18 protein-coding genes are annotated in these 21,938 nt (G+C 63.5%); 14 read left to right on the plus strand and 4 right to left on the minus strand.

Going from position 1 to position 21,938, the window contains the following annotated elements; all coding sequences use genetic code 11:
- Positions 1–17 precede the first annotated feature (17 nt).
- The gene (locus tag R2855_14140) at positions 18–1,469 is read right to left on the minus strand and encodes an aspartate kinase (GenBank protein ID MEZ4532143.1); all 1,452 of its coding nucleotides are present in this window, start codon (positions 1,467–1,469) and stop codon (positions 18–20) included.
- Between the two features lie 419 nt (positions 1,470–1,888).
- On the opposite strand from R2855_14140, the gene R2855_14145 reads away from it, so the two are divergent.
- Positions 1,889–2,893 (plus strand): nucleotidyltransferase family protein, encoded by a 1,005-nt coding sequence (locus R2855_14145; GenBank protein ID MEZ4532144.1) that lies wholly within the window; start codon positions 1,889–1,891, stop codon positions 2,891–2,893.
- Positions 2,886–3,737, plus strand: a complete 852-nt coding sequence (locus R2855_14150) for a hypothetical protein (protein ID MEZ4532145.1) — start codon at positions 2,886–2,888, stop codon at positions 3,735–3,737. Before R2855_14145 ends, R2855_14150 begins: the two co-directional genes overlap by 8 nt.
- A 63-nt stretch (positions 3,738–3,800) precedes the next feature.
- Here the strand turns inward: R2855_14150 and R2855_14155 are convergent, their stop codons facing one another.
- Complete coding sequence (locus tag R2855_14155; GenBank protein MEZ4532146.1) at positions 3,801–5,453, minus strand: polysaccharide biosynthesis tyrosine autokinase; 1,653 nt, start codon at positions 5,451–5,453, stop codon at positions 3,801–3,803.
- A gap of 332 nt (positions 5,454–5,785) precedes the next feature.
- Here R2855_14155 and R2855_14160 point away from each other — a divergent pair, with 332 nt between their 5' ends.
- The 3 genes from R2855_14160 to R2855_14170 are packed head-to-tail and all read left to right on the plus strand — an operon-like array spanning position 5,786 to position 8,418.
- Positions 5,786–6,916 (plus strand): glycosyltransferase, encoded by a 1,131-nt coding sequence (locus R2855_14160; protein MEZ4532147.1) that lies wholly within the window; start codon positions 5,786–5,788, stop codon positions 6,914–6,916.
- Positions 6,916–7,581 carry a hypothetical protein gene (locus R2855_14165; GenBank protein MEZ4532148.1) on the plus strand — a complete coding sequence of 222 codons (666 nt, stop codon included), beginning with the start codon at positions 6,916–6,918 and terminating at the stop codon, positions 7,579–7,581. The genes R2855_14160 and R2855_14165 overlap by 1 nt, the downstream gene beginning before the upstream one ends.
- Before the next feature lie 18 nt (positions 7,582–7,599).
- A complete protein-coding gene (locus R2855_14170) occupies positions 7,600–8,418 on the plus strand; it encodes an ATP-binding cassette domain-containing protein (protein MEZ4532149.1) in 819 nt (272 codons plus the stop codon).
- A gap of 75 nt (positions 8,419–8,493) precedes the next feature.
- Here R2855_14170 and R2855_14175 read toward each other — a convergent pair whose 3' ends face one another.
- Entirely contained in the window at positions 8,494–9,060 is a 567-nt protein-coding gene (locus tag R2855_14175; GenBank protein ID MEZ4532150.1) for a hypothetical protein, read from the minus strand.
- A 345-nt stretch (positions 9,061–9,405) separates the two neighbouring features.
- Between R2855_14175 and R2855_14180 the strand changes: the two genes are divergently transcribed.
- The 9 genes from R2855_14180 (at position 9,406) to R2855_14220 (ending at position 21,079) form a co-directional block, all read left to right on the plus strand.
- Positions 9,406–11,085: an SH3 domain-containing protein gene (locus R2855_14180; protein MEZ4532151.1), complete on the plus strand. Its 1,680-nt coding sequence runs from the start codon at positions 9,406–9,408 to the stop codon at positions 11,083–11,085.
- 177 nt (positions 11,086–11,262) lie between these two features.
- Positions 11,263–12,255 carry an AAA family ATPase gene (locus R2855_14185; protein MEZ4532152.1) on the plus strand — a complete coding sequence of 331 codons (993 nt, stop codon included), beginning with the start codon at positions 11,263–11,265 and terminating at the stop codon, positions 12,253–12,255.
- Complete coding sequence (locus R2855_14190; GenBank protein ID MEZ4532153.1) at positions 12,252–13,523, plus strand: DUF58 domain-containing protein; 1,272 nt, start codon at positions 12,252–12,254, stop codon at positions 13,521–13,523. The genes R2855_14185 and R2855_14190 overlap by 4 nt, the downstream gene beginning before the upstream one ends.
- Positions 13,520–14,956 carry a DUF4129 domain-containing protein gene (locus tag R2855_14195; GenBank protein MEZ4532154.1) on the plus strand — a complete coding sequence of 479 codons (1,437 nt, stop codon included), beginning with the start codon at positions 13,520–13,522 and terminating at the stop codon, positions 14,954–14,956. The genes R2855_14190 and R2855_14195 overlap by 4 nt, the downstream gene beginning before the upstream one ends.
- Positions 14,957–15,185: 229 nt before the next feature.
- Positions 15,186–16,334 carry a radical SAM family heme chaperone HemW gene (gene hemW, locus R2855_14200; GenBank protein ID MEZ4532155.1) on the plus strand — a complete coding sequence of 383 codons (1,149 nt, stop codon included), beginning with the start codon at positions 15,186–15,188 and terminating at the stop codon, positions 16,332–16,334.
- A gap of 102 nt (positions 16,335–16,436) precedes the next feature.
- On the plus strand, positions 16,437–17,855 hold the full coding sequence (locus tag R2855_14205) for an amidase (GenBank protein MEZ4532156.1): 1,419 nt from the start codon (positions 16,437–16,439) through the stop codon (positions 17,853–17,855).
- A gap of 27 nt (positions 17,856–17,882) precedes the next feature.
- Positions 17,883–19,526 (plus strand): FAD-dependent oxidoreductase, encoded by a 1,644-nt coding sequence (locus R2855_14210; GenBank protein MEZ4532157.1) that lies wholly within the window; start codon positions 17,883–17,885, stop codon positions 19,524–19,526.
- Positions 19,527–19,644: 118 nt separating this feature from the next.
- Positions 19,645–20,739: an alanine racemase gene (locus R2855_14215; protein ID MEZ4532158.1), complete on the plus strand. Its 1,095-nt coding sequence runs from the start codon at positions 19,645–19,647 to the stop codon at positions 20,737–20,739.
- Between the two features lie 61 nt (positions 20,740–20,800).
- Complete coding sequence (locus tag R2855_14220) at positions 20,801–21,079, plus strand: DUF1778 domain-containing protein (protein MEZ4532159.1); 279 nt, start codon at positions 20,801–20,803, stop codon at positions 21,077–21,079.
- A 507-nt stretch (positions 21,080–21,586) separates the two neighbouring features.
- On the opposite strand, the gene R2855_14225 is transcribed toward R2855_14220, so the two are convergent.
- Entirely contained in the window at positions 21,587–21,844 is a 258-nt protein-coding gene (locus R2855_14225) for a hypothetical protein (protein ID MEZ4532160.1), read from the minus strand.
- Positions 21,845–21,938 lie beyond the last annotated feature (94 nt).

The following is a 21,938-nucleotide window of genomic DNA, read 5'->3' on the forward strand; positions in this document are numbered from 1 at the left end:
CCCATCCACCGCCTCGACTATCCAACTTGCACTGGTTCCGCCATCAACCGCGAGCGGCGCTGGCGGCGCAGCTTCGCGCCGCTCGGGCGCGAGCCGATGAACTCGTCATGAATCGCCAGCAACGCGCGATCGGCGAACTTCTGGGGAATCGCGGCCACCATAGCCACATTCGAAACCTGCTGATTCGAGGCCAGTACCGGCACGCCTTCACGCTGCAACACGGCCAGCATGCGGGAGAGCGCGCGCGATTGACCGGCCGCGCCCTGGCCCACTGCCGCCAGCACAGCAACTTCCTCCGTGCATCCGATTTCGACCTCGTATTCCCGCTCGCGCAGCACATCCTCCAACCGGGCGCACACGCGGTTGCAACCGCCGTAGTGGCCAGCTTCGATGAGGTAGGTCATGCGCCGCCGGCTGGAAGCCTGCGCGGCCAACACCACCTCGGTGCGGTCTTCGTACAACGCGCCGAACACGGCCGACGCCGCGCCGGAAAGGTCCTCCAGTTCGGGAACATCGACGGTCAACAGGATGAGATTCTTCATGACCGTGACGGCCTTGAGGTCGTCGCTGCTCGATTCCCGGGTCACCAGTGTGCCCGGCTCATATGGGGCGAAGGTCGAAAGGATGCGCACCGGAATATCGAGCGCCACCGCCGGTCGAATCGTGCGCGGATGCAGCACCTTCGCCCCGAAGTGGGCAAGTTCCTGCGCTTCATCGAATCCGAGCTGCGGCACCTCGCGCGCATCCCGCACCAGCCGGGGATCGGCCGAGAGCACCCCCGGCACATCGGTCCAAATCTGCACTTCGTCGGCATGCAGCGCCGCGCCGAGCAGGGTCGCGCTGTAGTCGGAACCGCCCCGCCCGAGCGTGGTGGTGGAGCCGTCCGGCGCGCCGCCGATGAACCCGGTCATGACGACGGTTTTGCCTTCTTCGAGCAACGGCCGCACCACCGCATCGGCAAGTTCCCGCGTGCGATCGCGATCGGGCCGGGCCGATCCATAGCGGGCGTCGGTGGCAATGACACGATCGGCGAAAACTGCCTCGGCCGCATATCCCTTCGAACGAAGCATTGCCGCCATCATCAGGCTCATCGCCTTTTCGCCAGTGGAGACAATGCGGTCCGAGTTTCTGGCGCTGAGCTCTCCGGCCAGGGCCACATCGGCCAGGGTCAGTTCCAATGCGGTGTGCAGATCTCCGACCCGGATCTCAGTGTCTTTGCGGTCGGCGCCCTCGGGCAACCCTTCGAGAATCGACGCATGCTTGTCGACGATCGCCTGCACGGTGGCGGCCATCCCGCCACGGTCGCCACTGGCGGCTTGCTTACCGGCCTCCAGCAAGAGATTGGTCACACCAGATGCGGCAGAGACGACGACGGCGCGCGGGGCAGGTTGGGCCGCGGCAATGGCAGCCGCTTCCCGCACGCGTTCCAGCGAGCCGACAGAGGTGCCTCCGAACTTGAGTACGATCATGCGCGTCGATCCTGAGTCAAAAAAAGAGGCGGGAGCGTTTTCCGCTCCCGCCTGCCGGTGATGTTCTGGTTTCCGTCGCTCGCTCAGACGTTCCCCCATCTCCCGGCAGGCATGCGCTTGGTAATCATCATGGTAATCATGGTGATCCCCAGGGGCGCGCCGGTAGTGGTAGTGAGCGTTCGACTTCTCATGGGTTCACTATAACGGTGCTTCCCGTCGGATGCAACGGGTGATGAGCGCCATTCTCGTCGGCCGATGACCGTTGCCCGACGCAGTCGCGATCTCCTTCGATGCTGTCCGCCGTGATCGCAGGACCGTTCTTCGGCTTCTTGCAGCGGTTCGCCCGAGTGTCGAATCTCAGTCGCGCTTGTCCATCGTTGGATGCCGAACGTACGCCGCGGCGGGTACCATTAGGCGCCATGAACGACCTTTGGACCGCGCTCGACCGCATCATCGCCACTGCTCCGGATGCGAGCGCGCTCCGCATTCATGGGCTGGGGCAAATTGCCGCGTGGCGTATGCGGCAGCGGGGCGAACCCGTTCCGCCCGATATCGAGCGCCTGGCGTTGGGCGCCGCCTATGCCTCGGTGACCGCCGCGCCATTGCTGCAGAAAGTCGTCGATATCCTGCAGGAACCGGTGATCGTGCTGAAGGGGCCGGAGGTCGCGCATCTCTATCCCGAACGCGCGTTGCGCACCTATGGCGATCTCGACATTCTGGTTGCCGATCTGCCCTCCGCCGAGCAGAAACTCATCGCGTCGGGATTCGCCGAGCTCCTGCCGGGGAAAAAGGTCGACGGGCATCACCATGACAGCCCGCTCGGGTTCGGCTTGCTGGCGTTGAACGTCGAACTGCATCGAGATCCGGGCTGGCTGCGGTGGCTCACCCCGCCGTCCGACCGTGAGCTTTTCGGCATGGCGGTTCCCAGCGTCACCGGGGTTGCCAACGCCTTTGCCCTGCCACCCGAACAACTGGCGCTCTATCTTGCCAGTCACGCCTGGCGGCATGGTCCATACACCTCTCTGATTCACATGGTGGATATCGAGCTCCTGCGCCAACAAACCGATCCTGTGGAGCTGCACGCGCTCGCCCGCCGCTGGGGGATCGAGAAGGTCTGGCGCAGCATCTGCGCAATGAACGACTGGTACATCTACCAGGAAGGGACCACCCCAGGTTCCGTGCATCGTTGGTGGGCCCGGCATCTGGACGACACCCGCGAACGAACCCTGATGGAGATGTTCCTGGCCAGTTGGGGTCGTGGGCTGGCCGCGCCAACCTTGCCCGAGCAGATCGAGACCGTCACCCACGATGTGCGCTTCAGTTTTACGGTGCACTCCTGGCAAAGCCGGCGGCAGAAGATGCGGCGCATCGCGCTGGCCGCTCGCCGGTCGATGCGCCCGGCGAGTCAACACAAGTATGGATAGCAACGGCGCCGCGGTTGCGCCCCGTCAAACGCTTGCCGTCGAGGCCTACGGCCGCACGATCACGATCGAGCGGGACGACGACAGTTTCGATCTCCCGTTCCTGCCCGTCGATTGGCGCCCAGCTACGTCCTCAGATGCTGCCGACCGGCGCTATTCCGTCACACGCACCGTCGATGGCCGCTGGACGACAATCACCGACGACGATCCGCCCTTCACGCTCGCGGACGCCATCGCGGTGTCGGAGCACATCGAGGGCGATGTGCACCACTGGATTGCCACCCATACCCTGGGTTTCCTCTTCGTGCATGCCGGATGCGTGAGTTGGCGCGACCGCGCGATCGTGCTACCCGGCCGATCCTTCGCCGGCAAGACGACGCTCACCGAAGCCCTCCTCCGGCACGGCGCGACCTACTACTCCGACGACTACGCCATCATCGACCCCACCGGAGCGATCCACCCGTTTCCCCGCTGGCTCCGCGTTCGACCGGGAAACGCTGGCCGCAGCACCCGTGTCGACCCATTGCAAAGCAACTGGCCAATCGGGCACGAACCGATCCGAGCAGGGGTGGTGGCAGAACTCCGCTACGACGCTAAAGCCGGATGGAACGTGACGCGCATCAACGGGGGCGCGGGCGCGCTCTCCTTGCTGGACAACACCGTGGCGGCACGCGAGCGCCCCGTCGATTCGCTGACGCTCATGAGCCGGGCCATCGAAGGAGCGATTGCCATCCACGGCACGCGTGACGACGCGGATTCCACCGCCAAACGCCTTATCGCCATGGTTAACGAATTGCTCGACGGACCAGCATCGCGTTCGGTGGTGTCGGAGCGTGACAATCGGTAAACCGCATCCTCATGTAATGGCAATGCCGGCGATGGCCCATTCGGCAAAGCCGCTGCTCGACTACTACTTGCTTGCGCCGCCCGGGACGAGCTCGCGGACCTTCTGGCCGAAACCGCGTGAGGCGCCGTTCTGCGACGGCGGCTTGCTTCCACCAGCGGAATCGTCGCTGCTGTAGTAGTAGTAATAGCTTTCGGCCTTGCCGCGCTTCTGGTAGTTGAGCGCCACACCAACAACCCGCGCGGACTCTGGCAGCGCTTCCACTGCCGCCTGCAGGCGATCGACCCGCGTCTCATTGGCGCGGCAGACCAGCAGCACGTCTTTGGCGACGTCAGCAACCACCAGCGCGTCCGAAACCGCGAGCGCAGGCGGTGTGTCGACGATCACCATGTCGACCTCGTTGCTCAAGGTCTCGAGCAATGCGGTGAAGCGCGGACTCTTCAGGAGATCGCCGGGGTTCGGTGGAATCGGCCCGGACGTGATGACCTGCAACTTGAGCTCGGCATTCGCGCGCGCCACCGATTTCCAATCGACATCCGGCCGCGCCAGCAGAGTGGAAAGCCCGCGCTCGTTCGAGAGATTGAACGCTTCCTGCTGCGCCGGGCGGCGCATGTCGGCATCGACCACGACCACGCTATACCCAGCCTGCGCCATGGCAACAGCGAGGTTGGCGACGACGGTGCTCTTGCCCTCTCCGGGGCCGGCACTGGTGACAGCGATCGACTTTTCATCTGTGTTTGCAAGCGCGAACTCGACATTGGCCCGCAAGAGACGCACCGCTTCCGATTCCGGTGACATCGGTTGGTCGAGGATGAAAAGCTGATGCGGCAGATTCGCCATCGTAGGAACGATCGGGATCGTTGTCATCAGCGGCGCGCCGATCAGCTCGTTGTACGGCGTATCGACCTTGGTGGTGTTGTCCAGGTATTCGAGCAGGAAGACCGCGCCGATGCCAATGCACAGTCCGGCCATCAGCGCCAACAGGGTGTAGAGGCGCACATTCGGCGCATAGGGCGCGCTCGGGGGCGAGGCTTCCTGCACCACAACCACGCCGGTCTGCGCGCCGGCCTCCTGCAGGTCCATCCGATTGGCGGAGATCAGCAACTCGCGGTACGTGCTCTGATAGTCTGCTAATTGGGTGCGCAGCGTTTCGATCTGAGCAGCGACTTCTGGCGAGGTCACGTCCTTGGTCTTGACCAGGTCGTCGATCATCTGCTGGGTCGTGCGGATATCGGCTTGGGTTTCGGAGATCTGAACGTTGAGCGCTTCCCGGTATGGACCGGTCAATTCCTGGGTGCGCGCTTTGGCGAACGACTGAAACTGCTCGGCAATCGCATCTGCCAGGACCGCGGCGGTCTCCGGGTTTGGATCGGAAACTGAAATACGCATCAACCGCGTGTTCGCGACAGGCGAAGTCGTGATCTTGGCGCGCAATTGATCCTCGGTCATTGGCAGTCCGAGACTCTCGATCACTGGATCGAGCACGGCCGACGTGGTGATCAATGCCTGATACGTGGCGACGATGCTGCTGTCGTAATAGGTGAATTGATCGGTGCCCATGGAGGGCGGGTTGATCTCGACCGTGGACGATGCGCTATACAGATCTTGCTGGCGCGAAACCTGAACGAATGCCACCGTGCCGGCCACCAACGGAGCAAGCACCAGCAGCCACCACCAGCGGCGAGCCATGGCCGCAAGATTGTGTAGCGTTAGGTCCACGAATCAACCTCCCGGTCTGTCATGACCGGACAATAATGCCAAGAAACGTTCTGGGAGTGGGCTGTGTGGCTTCATCGTAATCTACGACGTGTATGAGTTCAATCATACCGTGGGATTATTGTCCGTGACAGCCCCAATCTCCCCCCGTTCCCACACTCATTCCATGTTATCTGCCCGTACGTGCGCGACCGTGGTTGCAATGTCAGTCCGGACCCGAGTCCGTTGGGTGCGATACTTGCCGCAATGAACGACGCGCCATCCTCCCCACGTTCGAAACCATGCAGACCGCGGTAGCGCCACCGGTCAGACCGCGGCTAGACAGCGGGGAGCCGTTGCGCGTCGGACTCGTGCATGACTACCTGACGCAATTTGGTGGTGCTGAGCGAGTGCTGGTGGCCCTGCACGAGCTCTTTCCAGCCGCGCCGATCTTTTGCTCGATCGCCGATCCTGCGGCACTGCCAGACGTGACCCAAACCTGGGATGTGCGCGAAAGCGCCATCGCCAAACTACCCGGCGCGGCGACATATCATCGCGCGATGATCCCGGTCTATCCCGCCATCTTTCGACGTTTCGAGGCCGATCTGCGCGACCTCGACTTCGTCATCGTCGACTCCAGCGCCTGGGCGCATCATGTGCCGGTCGAGCCGACCACTGGGCTCCTCTGCTATTGCCATAGTCCGGCGCGCTTTCTCTACGGTGACCGCGACTATTTGGAGCCCGCCGCGCTTCCTCCCGGCGTGCGCCATGCCATGCACGCCGTCTTCAGCGGCTTGCGCCGTTCCGATCGCCGCGCGGCCGAGCGGGTCGACCGGTTCATCGCGAATTCGCGAAACGTTGCGGCGCGCATCGAGCGCACCTATCGCCGCCATGCCACGGTCATCTACCCCCCAGTCGATCTCCCTCCCTTCGACCCCGCCGCGCGGCCGGAAGACTGGTTTTTGGTCGTCTCCCGACTGGTGCCGCACAAGCGGGTCGATCTGGCGGTGCGTGCCTGCACCCGGCATGGCATACCACTCAAGGTTGTCGGCTCGGGGCGCTCGGAAACCGAGCTTCGGTCGATGGCAGGACCAACCGTCGAGTTTCTCGGACGGCTCGATGACGACGAGGTGCAGAAACTGATGGCGCGGTGCAAGGGATTCATTCTTGCCGGCTCGGAAGACTTCGGCATCTCGGCGGTGGAAGCGCAAGCGGCGGGCCGGCCTGTGATCGCGTTCGGGGCTGGAGGCGCATTGGAGTCGATCATTCCCGGCGAGACCGGAGTCTTCTTTCACGAGCGCACCGCCGAATCGCTGCGGGATGCCATGCAGACCTTCGACACCATCGCGTGGGAACCAGTCAAGGCGCGCGCCAACGCGGAGCGGTTCTCCAAAGACCGTTTCCAACGCGAGATCATGGAAGAGGTACGTGCCGTGCTGCTCCAGAAACAAGCGATGCCATCTCCCGTCCGGAAGGAGCGCGTCTGATGCAATGGGGCGATGAGCCGGTCGGTTTGGTCCTCTCGCGCAACGAGATCTGGTTGCTGCTGCATGCGCTCACAACCGGCCCGCGTCCCGCGGTTGGGTGGGACGGTTCACCGGTGGAACCCTGGGCGGCCGGGGAACTGCGGTTGCGGTTGCAGTCCGCGCTCAATCCCGAGCCGCTCGGCGCGGTCGATCAGCGCCCGATCATCGACCTCGATTCGGATATGGGACGCACGTTGGCAACCGCCGGGGTGACGCCCTTGGTGACCGACGACGGGTTCGATCTTGGGGCCATCATGGCGGCGTGTGCTGAGCGTGGCTGGGGCGCGCACGTGAGCATTCCCCTGGGGGCGACGCCCGTCACTCCAGCGGACGCCACCGTCACCACTCGCAACAACAAGGGTGAGCCGCAGGTGCATACCGGGTTGGAACGACCGGTCGTTGCGCTGGCGCGCGCATTCATCACCGCCTGGATGGAAACGAGCCAATTCGGCGGCGCCGAACGGCCTGCTGCAGCGCCCGATCAATATGTGATCTATCTCGATTCGGTGGGACCTGGCGACAAACCGGCCACCATCGAGCGTATGAAACGTCAGGGCTGGGAGTTGATTCTCGACGAAACCGGCCAGCCGGAAGCCCGCTTGATCTTTCGCCGTGTCGATACGTAAAGGACAACCAATTCACGCATGACCGATTGCGCGCCCGTGCTCGTGCTGGACGACGTTTCGCTCTTCCTGCCCGAGGGACTCGAAGTACTGCGCCATATCGACTGGGAGGTGCTCCCCGGCGAGCAATGGGCCCTGCTCGGACCCAATGGCTCCGGCAAATCGACCCTGATCTCGATCGCCGGGGCGGCGCGTTTCCCGAGCACCGGGACGGCGCAGGTGCTCGGCAAGCAGTTGGGAACTGTCAGCCTCTGGGACTTGCGCGAGCGAATCGGACACATCAGCCCTTCGCAGACCGTTCATGACTGGCAATCGGTCGAAGAGGTGGTGCTCACCGGCGCCACCAGCACCGCCTGGGTGCTCCACGATCGCATTGGTCCGGCCGACCATGACCGCGCGGCGGAACAACTGGAACTCGTGGGCGCGATCGACCTGAAGGAGCGGGAGTTCGCCACACTCTCCCAGGGGGAGAAACAGCGCGTGCGCATCGCCCGGGCATTGATGGCCGATCCGCCGCTGCTGCTACTCGACGAGCCGGCGACCGGGCTCGATCTTCCGTCCCGAGAGGCGCTGCTTTCGACACTTGCCACCATGCCAAGCGCGCGGCCCGCACTGGCTACTGTCTTTGTGTCGCATCATCTGGAAGAACTTCCGTCTTCCACCACGCACGCGATGCTGCTGCGCGCAGGCGAGATCGTCGCCATCGGCCCCGCAGACGACGTGCTGACCAGCGAGCACGTTTCTGCCGCGTTCGGATATCCCATCGACGTCACGCGGCACAACGGCCGCTGGTCTGCCCGCGGTTCGGCAAACTGGCACACGCGCCGCGAAGACGGGTAGGGGATGCAGGAGCGAAAACCGCTCCTGCTCACAGCATTTGGCGAAGACAATGCCCGAGTGGCGACCGGGCGCCTGCTATTCCGCGGTAAAGACGGCTGTCAGCACATCGGCTCCCGTGTTGACGGTCCATCCACCCGGTTGGGCGAAGCGCAGCGGGACACCCTGGCTCTTGAGCAGCACATTCGGATCGACCCGCAACGTGCGCCCACGAGTGACGTCCCTTTCGACCCCGGGATAGGCGGTCGCCTTGTCCAGCCCCTTGTCCAGGATCGGTCCGACGATCGATTCGATCGGCAACTTGCCAAGCGCCTTGATCTCCTTGATCTCGACGGTCACCTGCTGATCGTTGCTGGCGCTGATGCCGATCACCGCGGTTGCCTTGGCACGCAAAAACCTCCCGCTCCCGGCATTCACGGTCACCTCTGCGCCACCGGGAACGAACTTTGCGCCCTCCAGGTCGACTTCCATCGGCATCTTGTTCTTCCCAAGCTCGAGAACGGCCAGCACGCTCTTGGTCAGCGCCACGTCGTTCAGGTTCGCGGTCAGCGTATAGACCAATGGCGCCAGTGGCACCTTCTCGGTGCCCTTTTCCAGGTCCATCGAAACGTCGGTGATACGCAAGTCTGCGTTGGATTTGCTCATTCAAGTGTCCTTTGGCAGCGGGGGCAAACCCGCACGGTAATGCAGCAAAGAGTGTAGCGCTCGCCGCACAGCCACCTGGCATCGAGAGACACCAGCCGAAATTGGCCGTTCGTTCAGGTGGACAGCTGTTTGCGGTGTCCGCTAGGGTTTTACGCAATACGCTGAGAACGTGTCCCCGCACGCTGGCTCTTCCCCGCCCGTCATCCGACGGTGGAGCCGCCACGCCAGGGTTATCCGGTTCGACGGTTTTTCCTGGCTGGGCGTATCGAGAACCGAACAACGCTCGACAGCTTCTGCTGGGCCGACATTGCAGATCGGCGGGTTGTCGAGACGGAGGGAAGGCGGATGACGGCGCTGCCGTATCGGCGAAGCCGGATCGTGGGCGTGCTCACGCTCCTGTTCGTGCTGGCAATTCCAATTGCAACCGAATTCGACGCCAAAGCCGCGACCGATCTGATCGTCGGCGGCCAGGCGCAGGTCAGCGACGCGCAAGGGGACAATGTCAACCTGCGGGACACGCCGTCGTACTCCGGCGTAGTGCTGACCAGTGTGCCGGAAGGATCGATCGTCGATGTGCTCGACGGTCCCTTTGTCGATGATGCAGATGAGACCGTTTGGTATCTCGTCAATTCCGCCGGCCAACCGGGGTACATGATCTCCGACTACCTGGTCAACGCGGACGGAGCGGTTGCGCCTGCTGCCGCTGCAACCACAACGGCATCGGTCAACCTCCGGTCCGGGCCGGGAACCAGCTTCGCGATCCTGCTGGTCATCCCCAACGGTTCTTCGGTCAGCACCACCGGCCAGGTGCAAAACGGCTTCACCCAACTGGTCTACAACGGAACCACCGGATGGTCCGCCAGCCAGTACATCTCTGTCACGGGCGCATCGACCCCGGCCATCGTGGCCGACGGTCCGCTCAACCTGCGTTCCGGTCCGGGTGTGAACTACTCGGTGCTGGCGTTGATGCCAACCGGCGCCAGCTTGACCATCACCGGCGCGTTGAGCAATGGCTACTACCCGGTGACCTACAACGGCACGGCCGGATACGCCGCCGCCGAGTTCATCCAGGTTCTCTCCACTCAAACCGCCACGACCACCGCGCGGCTCAATCTCCGCTCGGGCCCGGGCACGACCTATGCGGTGCTGTTGGTCATTCCCAATGGCGCCACGGTCACCATCACGGGTTCCGCCCAGAACGGGTTCTATCCGCTGACCTACAACGGAACCAGCGGGTACGCCTCCTCCACGTATTTGCGGATCAGCGGCACGGGGCCCACTCCCACGCCCACCCCGATCAGCCGTACCGCCTGGACCACCGCCAATCTCAATCTCCGTTCCGGGGCGTCGTCTACCGCAAGCGTGATTCTGGTCATGCCGAACGGATCGCAGATCACGGTGACCGGCAATCTGACCAATGGGTTCTATCCGGTCCGCTACGGATCCACCAATGGTTTCGCGTCGTCGGCCTACATCACGTTCTCAGGAACCACGCCCTCGCCAACACCGACGACGCCTCCAGTAGGCGGAGCGATTGTCTGGCCGATTTCCGGTGGAACCTGGGAGGTCATCCAGGGCTACAACGGATCGAGCCACCAGAACACCAGCTCCACCTGGCAATACCTCTATGCCTTCGATATCGCTCGCACCGATGGCGCAACCGCCGGCATCAACGTCTATGCGCCGGTCTCCGGCACGGTGCGCTGGTACGAGCGCTCGTCCGGCGGCATCACCATCGATATGGGCAATGGCTATGCCTTCGCCATGTTCCACCTGACGGTCGACCGCGGGTGGGAACCGGGCGACACGATCACACAAGGCGACTTCATCGGCACGATCTCAGACGTCGGTGGCGAAGGGTTCGTCCAGGTGCCGCATATCCATCTCACACTCTGGCAGACCAACGACGGTGGCAACTGGAACCGCGTAGCGACCCCGTTCACCGGCGCCTACACCATCAGCGGCTATGACTTCCCGTCGAACGGGACCGCCTATCAATGGTCCGGCTTCGAGTTCACACCCTAGCCGACCCACCTCTTCCCACTGCCCGCATTACCAACCCCCGCAAGGTGATGGTCAGGAGTCCGCACTCCTGGCCATCACCATTTCTTGCGGATCTGGCAAGGCGCCCTGGACTCTGGACCCGAGTCCTGGTCGCTTCGCGACTCATCTACAATCTCCCGAGAAGGAGCACTCACGCGAATGACCGTCTCTACCGCGAATCCGGAAACGAGCGTTGCGTTCGTGGCCGATCTGGCCGCACGCATCCTGGACGAGATTCGCACCTCGGTCATCGGGAAGGACGAGACCGCGGAACTGCTGTTGGCCGCTATGCTGGCGGGTGGCCATGTTTTGATCGAGGACGTGCCAGGCGTTGGAAAAACGACGTTGGCGCGCGCCATGTCGCAAGCGTTCGGTGGCACGACACGTCGCATTCAGTTCACACCAGACTTGCTCCCCAGCGATGTCACGGGCATCACCTATTTCGATCAGAAGGCCGCCGAGTTCCGCTTTCGCCCCGGCCCCATCTTCTCCAATGTCGTCGTGGCGGACGAGATCAACCGCGCCACGCCACGCACCCAATCCGCGCTCCTGGAAGCGATGCAGGAAGGCACGGTTTCGATCGAGGGCGAAACCCACGCCCTCCCGGCTCCTTTTCTGGTGGTCGCCACCCAGAACCCGATCGAGCTGGAGGGGACCTTCCCCTTGCCGGAAGCGCAGATCGATCGCTTCATGATGCGCTTGAGCATGGGCTATCCCGAGGAGAACGACGAGGTGGCCATGGTCTCCGGAGCATTCAGTGGCGGGGGACCGGTGAACACCGTGGGCACTCCGGGCGACGTCGAAGCCGCCCGTCGCGCCACCAGTCACGTCTATCTCTCGCCCGAGGTGGCCTCCTACCTCACCGCATTGGTCCGCGCCACACGCACCGCGCCGGGTGTCGAGTTGGGAGCAAGTCCGCGCTCCTCGCTGGCCATGGCCGCGGGTGCGCGAGCGCTCGCCGCGATTCAGGGTCGCGCTTCGGTCACCCCAGACGACATCAAACGGCTCGCCCCCGTGGTGCTGGAACACCGGATCGTCATGACGGTGGAAGCTCGACTGCGCGAGCAATCCCCCGCCGGGCTCGTGGCCGATCTTCTGCGCGCCATCCCGGTGCCGGTCGAGGGGAGCATCGGACTCGACGGCGGGTCATGATTCCCTGGCCAACCCAATTCAACCGGCTGCGTTCCCCGTTTCACGCGGAAGAGGGCGACCGGAGTCTCTACTTTGGCCGCTTCTGGGTGTATGGCGCGCTGCTCCTGCTGCTGATCGGCATCGGTCTCGACCGCTACTCGGTGACGTTGGTGGGGCTCTTCGTGCTGTGCACCGCAGCGGGAGCAAGTCTCTGGAACCGGTACGCGCTCGACGATGTCCAGTTCGAGACCAGCCTCTCCGCCCAGCGCGCGTTTCCGGGCGATCGTGTGATGCTGACGGTCACACTCTCCAACGAAAAACCGTTGCCGCTGCCAGAGATCACCGTCGATCTGACATTGTCAGAAGCACTGTTGCCAGTCGATCGCGAGAGCACGGTGGAGGGTTCGTCCGTCAACCGATCACTCGATCTACGCGCCAGTTTGCGGCCATTCGAACGACGCACCTGGACCATTCCGCTCGATTGCACCCGTCGCGGACCGTGGAGCGTCGGTCCGGCTACGCTTCGCTCGAGCGACCCGTTCGGGTTTTTCTCCAGCCGGCGCGTCGCTGGCGGCAAGCGGGAGCTGGTCGTCTATCCGGCCTCGTTCCCGATACATGAACCACCCGCTCGCAACGAACGGCTGCTCGGTCCGCTCACCGCCCGAAGGCGTCTGGTGACGGACCCGATGCGCCGAGCAGGAGTGCGTGACTATCTCCCGGACGATCCGTTTCGCATCATCAACTGGAAAGCCACCGCCCGCACCAGCGCCCTGAAAGTGAATGTCAACGACCCGGTGATCTCGACCGTCATGATGGTCGTGCTCAACCTCGACACCTTTACTCACTACTGGGAAGGGTTGGCGATCGAGCAGAGCGAGCGGGCGATCGAGATTGCCGCATCGATTGCCCGTTGGGGCATCGAGCAGCAAATCAGCGTCGGGGTCTCCACCAACGGGTTGATCGCCGGGTTCGATACCCCGCTGCGCATCCCGCCCGGGCGCGGCGCGCAACAGCAAGCGCACATCATGAACGGGTTGGCTCGTCTCTGGGCGTTTTCGACCGTGCCAGTGGCGAACGTGCTCCGGCAAGAGCGGGTACGATGCAGCCGCGAGACAACCTTCGTGCTCGTCTCACCCATGACCTCTCCGGCCATCGCCAACGAACTGCGGCTCTACACCCTGGCCGGAATCGACCCGCTCTTCGTGCCAGTCGGCGAGGCGGTGAGCGACCCGCTTCCCGGGGTGCAACGCTGGGAGATCGACCCGCCACTCACCAGGGAGGCGGCATGAGCCAGGCCACGCTCACCTACGGTCGCCGCGAATGGGTCGTCGAGCTCCTTCTGCTCCTGGCGCAAGGGGTGTTGATCTGGATGGTGGCCGACCTGTTCTTCGCCCCATTCTCCAGCCAGCACGATCCGCTTCCGGTCTGGCTACCCGTCGCATTGGTCATGCTGGCAGGCGGTCTGCCGCGGCTGCTGCACGATCACGGCATTTGGCATGCCGGGTTTGGGTTCGCCATGGCCCTGGCGATCGCGCTCTCGACACTGGCCACGATCAAGATCGTCTCGTTTCCAGGGTATCCCTGGCTCGATTCGGACTGGATCGAACAGGCCGGGCGCTCGCTCGTCTTCGAGCAATCGACCGCCGACATCGCCGTGTGGGCGCCAATCGGCCTGAGCGCGGCGGTCTGGTGGCTGGCGCGTTTCAACAGCGCGCCGGGGCTGGAACGATGCCGTTCGATGCTCATGGCAGCTACGCTGGTGACCGCGCTGGTCTCGATCGGTTCTGCAGGAGTCACGACCGGGCCGACCGACCGGACGATCGCGGTTGGAGCAGTCGTTGTCTTTGCTGCCACGCTCATCGCGCTCGCCATCGCGCGGCAAGGACACGAGGCCACGCACTCCCGTCGCCGCCTCTTGACGACAGTTCTGCTGCCCACGCTGGCAATCGTGGCCATTGCGGTCGCGCTGGCCGGACTGCTCACCTTTGATGCGTTTCGCAGCTCATCGGCCACGCTGTCGTTCCTCGACACGGTGCTAGAGCCATTTTTCCAGTTGCTGGTCCTGCTGCTGACGCTGCTGGTCATGATCATTTCGCTGCCAATCGTCTGGTTCCTCTCCTTGGGGAACTATCAGGGGTTGCCGCGTTTCGACAGATTCCCTGCCAATGCGCAGAACGATCCGGCACGTTCGATGCTCGACTGGCAACCCCCCGACCCAGTGCGCTACCTGTTGGCGTTCCTGGTCTTGCTGGCGATCTTTTATGGCTTGACCCGCTTTGGGCTCGCGCTCACCCGGCGGGATTTCGATCCCCTGGAAACCGGCGAACGCGAATACGGCCGGGGCAGAGGCTTTGGCGCTTGGCTCGACCGGTTTCGCGGTCGTTTTGGCCGACCCATCGTCCGCGATCCGCTGGTCGCGCTCCGCGGCGATCCGGCATGGGCGCACACCGTGGCGATCCGGGAGACATATGCCGATTGGCTCCGCTACGCCGAAGCGCGCAAACTCGGTCGCTCCGCAGAAGAAACCGCCGACGAACTCGACCGCCGCGCTGGCCCGAACCTGCTTTCGCCCCTTGCCACGACGGCGCTCGATGATCTCACTGCGATCTATGACGACGTACGCTATGCATCGGTTCCCGCAACGGCCGAGCAAGCCGCCCGTGCCCAACACGCCTGGAATCGACTGAAATCCGCCGAAACCGCTTCGCTCCAACCCCAATGATTCACCCAGCTAGCCACACCTCACACCCTCCGTCGTTCCGAGCTTGTCGAGGAACCTCTCTGTTCCCCACACTCCCTCCGTCGTTCCGAGCTTGTCGAGGAACCTCTCCGCTCCCCGAAGCTCAGCCACCGGCACAACGCCCTGCGGCCCGGAGACCAAGAGATCCCTCCACTCCGCTTCGCTCCGGTCGGGATGACGGGTGGACGACGCCTCCAGTTGGAGTATCGAGTTGACCGCGCCTCTCCCCACCGACGCCCCGGTCGGCATCTACATCCACGTTCCGTTCTGCCGCCACATCTGCCCGTATTGCGATTTCAACACCTATCGCGGTCTCGACTCGCTGATTCCCAGGTATGTCGATGCGCTGGTGCAGGACATCGCACGGCATCCGCGCATGCCGGCGCAAACGGTCTATCTCGGTGGAGGAACCCCCTCGCTGCTCGACCCGACCCAGATCGAGCGCATCGTGGATGCATGCCGCAACGCATTCGATCTCGATCCCGCAGCCGAGATCACTCTGGAGGCCAATCCGAACGGTCTCGATGACGTTTGGTTCGAACGGGTTCGCCTGTGCGGTGTGAACCGTCTGAGCATCGGCGCGCAAACCTTCGACCGCAAAGGACTGCGCGTGCTGGGCCGGCAACACGAGGCCAGCGACGTATTTGCCGCCGTCGACGCCGCCCGTCGTGCCGGATTCGACAATCTCTCACTCGATCTCATCTTCGGCTGGCCGGGACAGACGATCGATCAGTGGCGCAACGATCTGGAGACGATAGCGTCACTTCCGATCGAGCATTGCTCGCTCTATTCGCTAATCGTCGAACCGGGCACGCCGATGGCCGATGCCGTCACACGCGGTGTGCTGACCGTGCTGGACGACGACACGACCGCGGACCTTTACGAAATCTCCATGGACGCCCTCGGTGGAGACGGATGGGCTCACTATGAAATCGCGAACTGGGCGCGACGTCCGGAGTTCGCCTCACGCCACAACCTCGTCTATTGGCGCAACGGCGCCTATGCCGCGTTCGGTGCCGGAGCGCATGGCCGGATTGGCTCCGAACGGTTCATGAACCACCTCAAACCATTGACCTACATCGAGGCAATCGAAACCGGCGAGTCTCCCCACTCGAACATCGAGGATCTCTCGCCCGATCTCCAAATGGGCGAGACCATGATGCTCGGGTTGCGCCTCTTGCTCGAAGGTGTCTCGGCGTCGGCGTTCGAGGCACGCCATGGTGTGACATTGCTCGACCATTTCGGCGCGCAGATCGACGAGCTCGCGCATCTCGGCATGGTGGAATGGGCAGGAGGCAACCTGCGCCTCACCGCCCGAGGCACGCTCCTGGCGAACGACGTCTGCGCCCGCTTCTTGTAGGACCGGAATCCCACACGAATCTGCGGCGAGACCGCCAATACCCCTGGCGTTCCCCTCTACAATGCCGCCACGAGACCGACGCGGCCAGGAAGGGGAGTCAGCATGTCCAACGAAATTGTGAATTCGACCGCCATCGAGCTGAGCGAGCGGTTGCACAAGAAGGAACTCTCCGCGCGCGAGGTGATGGAGGCTCACTTGGCGCAGATCGAACGGGTGAATCCTCAGGTCAATGCCATCGTCAACATGCTCGACCCCCAGCAGGCCATCGCGCTCGCGGTCGAGAAGGACCGCGAATTCGCCGCTGGCGCCACACCCGGACCGCTGTTTGGGCTGCCACATGGGGTGAAAGACCTCTGCGACGCGGCCGGATTTCCCACCACCAACGGCTCACCCCTCTTCGCAGACCACATGGCGGAACGCGATGCCCTCATCGTGGAACGCATTCGCGGAGCGGGCGCGATCGTCATCGGGAAAACGAATGTGCCGGAATTCGGGCTCGGCTCGCACACCTACAACCGGGTCTTCGGACCCTGCCACAATCCGTACAACCTGGGGATGAGCGCTGGTGGCAGCAGCGGCGGCGCGGCCGCCGCGCTTGCGAGCCGCATGCTCCCCATCGCCGATGGCAGCGACACCGGCGGTTCGCTGCGCAATCCCGGCAACTTCAACAATGTGGTCGGTTTCCGCGTCAGTCCGGGATTGGTGCCCACCTGGCCGAATTCCAAACCGTGGCTCGGCCTGGGCGTGAAGGGCCCGATGGCGCGAACGGTTGAAGACTGCGCCTTTCTCCTCTCGGTCATGGCCGGTCCCGACCCGCGTGACCAGCTTGCCTATCCGGTCGATCCGGGCATCTTTCGCCAGCCGCTGGAACGGGACTTCACGGGCGTCAAGGTCGCCTGGTGTCCCGATCTCGGCGGCTTGCCGCTCGATCCCCGGGTGCGCGCCACGCTCGACGCGCAACGCGCCACCTTCGAAGCGCTCGGTTGCATCGTCGAGGATGCCGTGCCCGATCTCTCGGGCGCGGAAGAGTGTTTCCAGATTCTGCGCGCGGCGAACATGGCCGAGGACGAGCGCAATCTGCTCGGTCAGCCAGCGGGCATGGTGAAACCGGAAGCGATCTGGAACATCGAATACGGCAAGCGCCTCTCCGCCGCCGATTTCGACCGCGGCATGTCGATGCAGCAACAGATCTTCGAACGGTTGCGAGTCTTCATGCAGGAGTACGAGTTCGTCCTCTGCGCCGTCAACCAGGTGCCCCCCTTCCCAATCGAATGGGACTGGCCACATGAGGTCGACGGGGTGACGATGGAGACCTATATCTCCTGGATGCAGACTGCCTACTTCATCACCATCACCCGCTCGCCGGCGATCTCGGTTCCAGCCGGATTCACCGACGACGGGTTGCCGGTCGGCATCCAGATCGTCGGACGGTTCCGCGACGATCTCGGCGTCCTGCAGCTCTCCAGGGCCTTCGAAACGGCAACCGAGTTCTGGAAAGTCCGTCCCGCGATCGCAGGGTAGATCGTCCACGTAAGCGGAGCACAGCGCATGTCGTTCGACGCATCAGGAATCGATCCGGCCGAACTGGATCCGGTCTTGTCACCGGATCAGATCGACGTGCTGCGCCGCTTTGGCGAGACCAGGTCGACCGTGGCTGCAGAAGTGCTCTGGTCCGCGGGCGCGCAACGCCCGGCGCTGATCGTCGTTCTCTCCGGACGCGTATGCGCGATCGACCGCTCCGATGGGTACGACCGCAACATCCTGATCGCCGAACCGGGGCAGTTCATCGGCGAGTTGAGCCTGCTCACCGGGCAAACCGCCTGGGCCACCTGTGAGGTCAAAGATGCCGGCGAGGTGCTGATCGTGCCACCCGACCGGCTCCGGACGGTGATCGCGACGGTGCCCGCGCTCGGGGACTTGCTCGTTTCCACCCTCTCCTTGCGCCGCAAGGCATTGATCTATCTGGCCGATAACACCCTGACCCTCATCGGTCCGCCGACTTCGCAATCCCTGTTGCGCGTCGCGGAATTCGTGGATCGCAACCAGATTCCCTTTCGCTGGCTCTCCCCGGACGATCCGGTCGCGCTCGACCTGCTCGAGCGGACTGGGGTAGCCGCAAGCGGGCGTGTCTGGGCCATCGTCCGCAACCAAACCGCGCTGGCCGACCCGAGTCCGTGGCGAGTCGCCAGGGCACTGGGGCTCGATCTGGCCATCGACCAGACAGCACCGGCCGATCTGCTGGTGGTCGGCGCTGGCCCCGCGGGGCTCTCCGCGGCGGTGTACGCGGCGTCGGAAGGCCTGAACACGATCGTGGCCGACAGCATCGCCATCGGAGGGCAAACGGGCGCCTCCTCCCGGATCGAGAACTATCTTGGCTTCCCGACCGGGATTTCTGGCACCGATCTCGCGTTTCTCGCCGAAGTGCAGGCGCTCAAGTTCGGCGCGCGTGTGACCGTGCCGAACAACGCGATAGCGCTTCGCCGCGCGGACGATCTCTTCGAAATCGAAATGGAATACGGCCAGTCGCTCCGTGGGCGAAGCGTGGTCATCGCCACCGGCGCTCGCTACCGCACGCTTGGGCTCCCGGGAGAAGGGTCGCTTTCGGGCGTCTTCTACGCCGCCACCGAATTGGAAGCGCGCTTCTGCAGCGACGAACCGGTTGTCGTCGTCGGGGGAGGCAACTCTGCCGGACAGGCTGCGATGTTTCTCGCGGAGCGGTGCGCGACGGTCCACCTGGTCCATCGGGGAGACGACCTGGAATCGAGCATGTCGCAATACCTGATCTCTCGCCTGCGCAAAGCCATGAATGTCGAGATCCTCCTGGGGAGCGAGGTAACTGCCTTGCACGGCGAGCAACGGATCGCCGAGGTCGTGGTGCAAGAGAGCGCGGGCTCAGAACGCGTCTTGTCCGCGAGCGCGTTGTTCGTCATGATCGGCGCGGACCCATGTTCGGAATGGCTGCGGGGAGCGATAGCGCTCGACGAGGCCGGGTTCGTTTTGACTGGTCCCGATCTGCCGATTGCCGATCCCGCCAAGCCGCGCAGCGCGTTCGAAACGAGCATGCCAGGGGTGTTCGCGGTGGGCGATGTCCGCTCCGGTTCGATCAAACGGGTCGCCAGCGCGGTCGGCGAGGGATCGGTGGTCATATCCGCCGTCCATCGCTATCTGGAGACCACGCCAGTCACCCAATAGCGTTGCGCATGCCGGTCAGCGCGTCTGCAAGGTTCCGGCGACAATCACGCCATGACAAATTGGACTGCCGGAGCGGCCAACGCTCATCGGCTCCCACGCAGAGAAGGACACGCTGCACATGCTCACCACGCTCGTCGGTCTCCCAATCGAGCAGCTCGACACACCCGCGCTGCTGGTCGACCTCGATGCGCTCGAACGCAATATCACGGCCATGGCGACCGACATCAAGTCACGCGGTTCGGAATGGCGTCCGCATAGCAAGGCAAACAAGTCCCCCGCGATCGCGCATCTGGAGCTGGGCGCGGGAGCGATCGGTATCGCCTGCGCGAAACTGGGCGAAGCCGAGGTCATGGCAGCCAGCGGAATCGGCAACATCATGGTGCCGAACCAGGTCGTCGGTCCGATCAAGGCGCGCCGCGCGGCCGCCCTCGCCGCCCAGACCCGCCTGATTCTGGCGGTCGATAGCGAGATCCAGGCGCGGCAACTCGACGACGCCGCGGCCGCCCTCGGCACGCATCCGGAAGCGGTCATCGAGCTCGATACCGGTATGAACCGCGGCGGTCAGTTGCCCGGCGATCAGGTGTTGCGCCTCGCCGAGCTCATCGCCAACATGGACGGCCTGAAGCTCGCAGGGTTGATGACCTGGGAAGGGCATTGCATGAAGATTACCGACCCGGCCGCGCGCGACGCCGCCATCCGGGAGTCGGTCGGTAAGTTGGTCGATATGGCCGAGCAGGTGCGCGCTCGCGGCATTCCCGTCGAAATCGTCTCTGCCGGTGGCACCGGCACCTATCTGACGACCGCCAGCATCGAAGGTGTCACCGAAGTGCAAGCGGGCGGCGGCATCTGGGGCGACCAGATGTATCTCGATCTCGGCGCGAACGTGGAACCGGCGCTGTCGATCATGGCGCAAGTGGTCAGCCGCCCCCAGCCGGACCGCATCCTCACCGACGCCGGCCGCAAGACCGTCGATCCCTCGAACCTCGCCCCGATTCCGCAGAATGTCCCCGCGTATGTGGAACAGGCATTCTCTGCCGAGCACGGCAAGATCATCCTCGCCGAACCGTCCGATACCCCCGGCGTCGGTGATCGCATCTTCTACCGCGTCGGCTACTCGGACCAGTGCAACCACCTGCACGAGAACTTCTACGGCGTCCGCAACGGAATCATCGAAGCCATCTGGCCGGTCCTGGCGAGGGGTCGAATTCAGTAGTTCGATTCCACTGGCTCGATGGCGTACTCTTTGAAGGAGTACATCATCGATCGGAGATCATATGGCAAGAACCACCGTCGAGACAAACAAGCGATTGCAGATCCGCGTTTCTCCGGACCACAAGGCACGGATATCTCGAGCCGCAGCGATTCAGGGAATGGACCTGACACAGTTCGTCACACAATCTGCGCTGCGAGAAGCAAACGCGGTCATCGAGAAGGAAGAAAGAATCACCGTCTCGGAGCGTGATTTTGCACTCATCATGGAACTTCTGGAGAATCCTCCAGAGCCAAATGAAAAGCTCAAAGCCGCATTTGCTGCATTGCCAGATAGTCTGTGACGCTGCCGTCGTGGCACGAGGAGCCGATCAGCAAATCGCACCGCAGGAATGAGTTCGATTGCGGCGACGATGAAATGAATCACTTCTTGCATCGATATGCGCGTCAGAGTCACGACCAAAGTGCCACGAAGACGTTCTGCGCTATAGATGACTCAGATCCTGGCAGAGTGCTCGGCTTTTACACGATTGTTCCAACGTCGATCGAATACGAACGCGTTCCACCATTCATGATTCGCGGATTTGCCCGTCACGACGTTGGGGGATTCAAGCTCGCGCGAATCGCAACCGATGTTCGAGTTACTGGACACGGACTTGGGAGCCAGCTCCTCACGGCCGCAGCCACGAGATGCATACGAGCCTCAAATGAGGTTGGGGGCTCGCTCTTCGTTATTGACGCAAAGAATGAGAGAGCTGCGGCCTGGTACGCCAATTTTGGTGCCGTGGCGCTCGCCGACCGCCCGCTCACCCTGGTCATTCCTATGGCGACGCTTGTCGCCGGTACGGAAACTAGGCGATCGGGCGGGAGCCAGTAATTCTCCGCGCAAACATCTCTTGCGCAGCCAGGTTAGCGTCTAGTCGCCTCCCAAGCACGTCCGCATACCCGATGGCGCCGGCGTAAACCTCGGTGGTGCCGTTCTGGGTGATGACCGGGTGCGCGGCCATGAAATCAGCGATGAACGCATCGCAGGCCGCGAGTTGTTCGGCGGCTTCCCAGATGGTGAAGGAGATGTGTCCGTCCGGAATGCGGATCCAGCCGTTGGGCACGAAATCGTCCATCTCGTGGAGACACGGGATCAACTCCTCGTTCGCCGTCTGAATGACCGCCAACCGTGAGGGGAGAGAAGCCCTCTGCTACGAT

Source organism: Thermomicrobiales bacterium, from assembly GCA_041390825.1.
Lineage (GTDB): Bacteria > Chloroflexota > Chloroflexia > Thermomicrobiales > UBA6265 > JAMLHN01.

What these genes read in the sequence shown, in the direction of transcription:
- R2855_14150 (MEZ4532145.1), top strand. Translation starts at nt 2,886, where the DNA reads ATGGATAGCAACGGCGCCGCGGTTGCGCCCCGTCAAACGCTTGCCGTC.
- R2855_14195 (MEZ4532154.1), top strand. Translation starts at nt 13,520, where the DNA reads ATGAGCCAGGCCACGCTCACCTACGGTCGCCGCGAATGGGTCGTCGAG.
- R2855_14165 (MEZ4532148.1), top strand. Translation starts at nt 6,916, where the DNA reads ATGCAATGGGGCGATGAGCCGGTCGGTTTGGTCCTCTCGCGCAACGAG.
- R2855_14145 (MEZ4532144.1), top strand. Translation starts at nt 1,889, where the DNA reads ATGAACGACCTTTGGACCGCGCTCGACCGCATCATCGCCACTGCTCCG.
- R2855_14185 (MEZ4532152.1), top strand. Translation starts at nt 11,263, where the DNA reads ATGACCGTCTCTACCGCGAATCCGGAAACGAGCGTTGCGTTCGTGGCC.
- R2855_14140 (MEZ4532143.1), bottom strand. Translation starts at nt 1,469, where the DNA reads ATGATCGTACTCAAGTTCGGAGGCACCTCTGTCGGCTCGCTGGAACGC.
- R2855_14180 (MEZ4532151.1), top strand. Translation starts at nt 9,406, where the DNA reads ATGACGGCGCTGCCGTATCGGCGAAGCCGGATCGTGGGCGTGCTCACG.
- R2855_14220 (MEZ4532159.1), top strand. Translation starts at nt 20,801, where the DNA reads ATGGCAAGAACCACCGTCGAGACAAACAAGCGATTGCAGATCCGCGTT.
- R2855_14190 (MEZ4532153.1), top strand. Translation starts at nt 12,252, where the DNA reads ATGATTCCCTGGCCAACCCAATTCAACCGGCTGCGTTCCCCGTTTCAC.
- R2855_14210 (MEZ4532157.1), top strand. Translation starts at nt 17,883, where the DNA reads ATGTCGTTCGACGCATCAGGAATCGATCCGGCCGAACTGGATCCGGTC.
- R2855_14170 (MEZ4532149.1), top strand. Translation starts at nt 7,600, where the DNA reads ATGACCGATTGCGCGCCCGTGCTCGTGCTGGACGACGTTTCGCTCTTC.
- R2855_14215 (MEZ4532158.1), top strand. Translation starts at nt 19,645, where the DNA reads ATGCTCACCACGCTCGTCGGTCTCCCAATCGAGCAGCTCGACACACCC.
- R2855_14205 (MEZ4532156.1), top strand. Translation starts at nt 16,437, where the DNA reads ATGTCCAACGAAATTGTGAATTCGACCGCCATCGAGCTGAGCGAGCGG.
- R2855_14175 (MEZ4532150.1), bottom strand. Translation starts at nt 9,060, where the DNA reads ATGAGCAAATCCAACGCAGACTTGCGTATCACCGACGTTTCGATGGAC.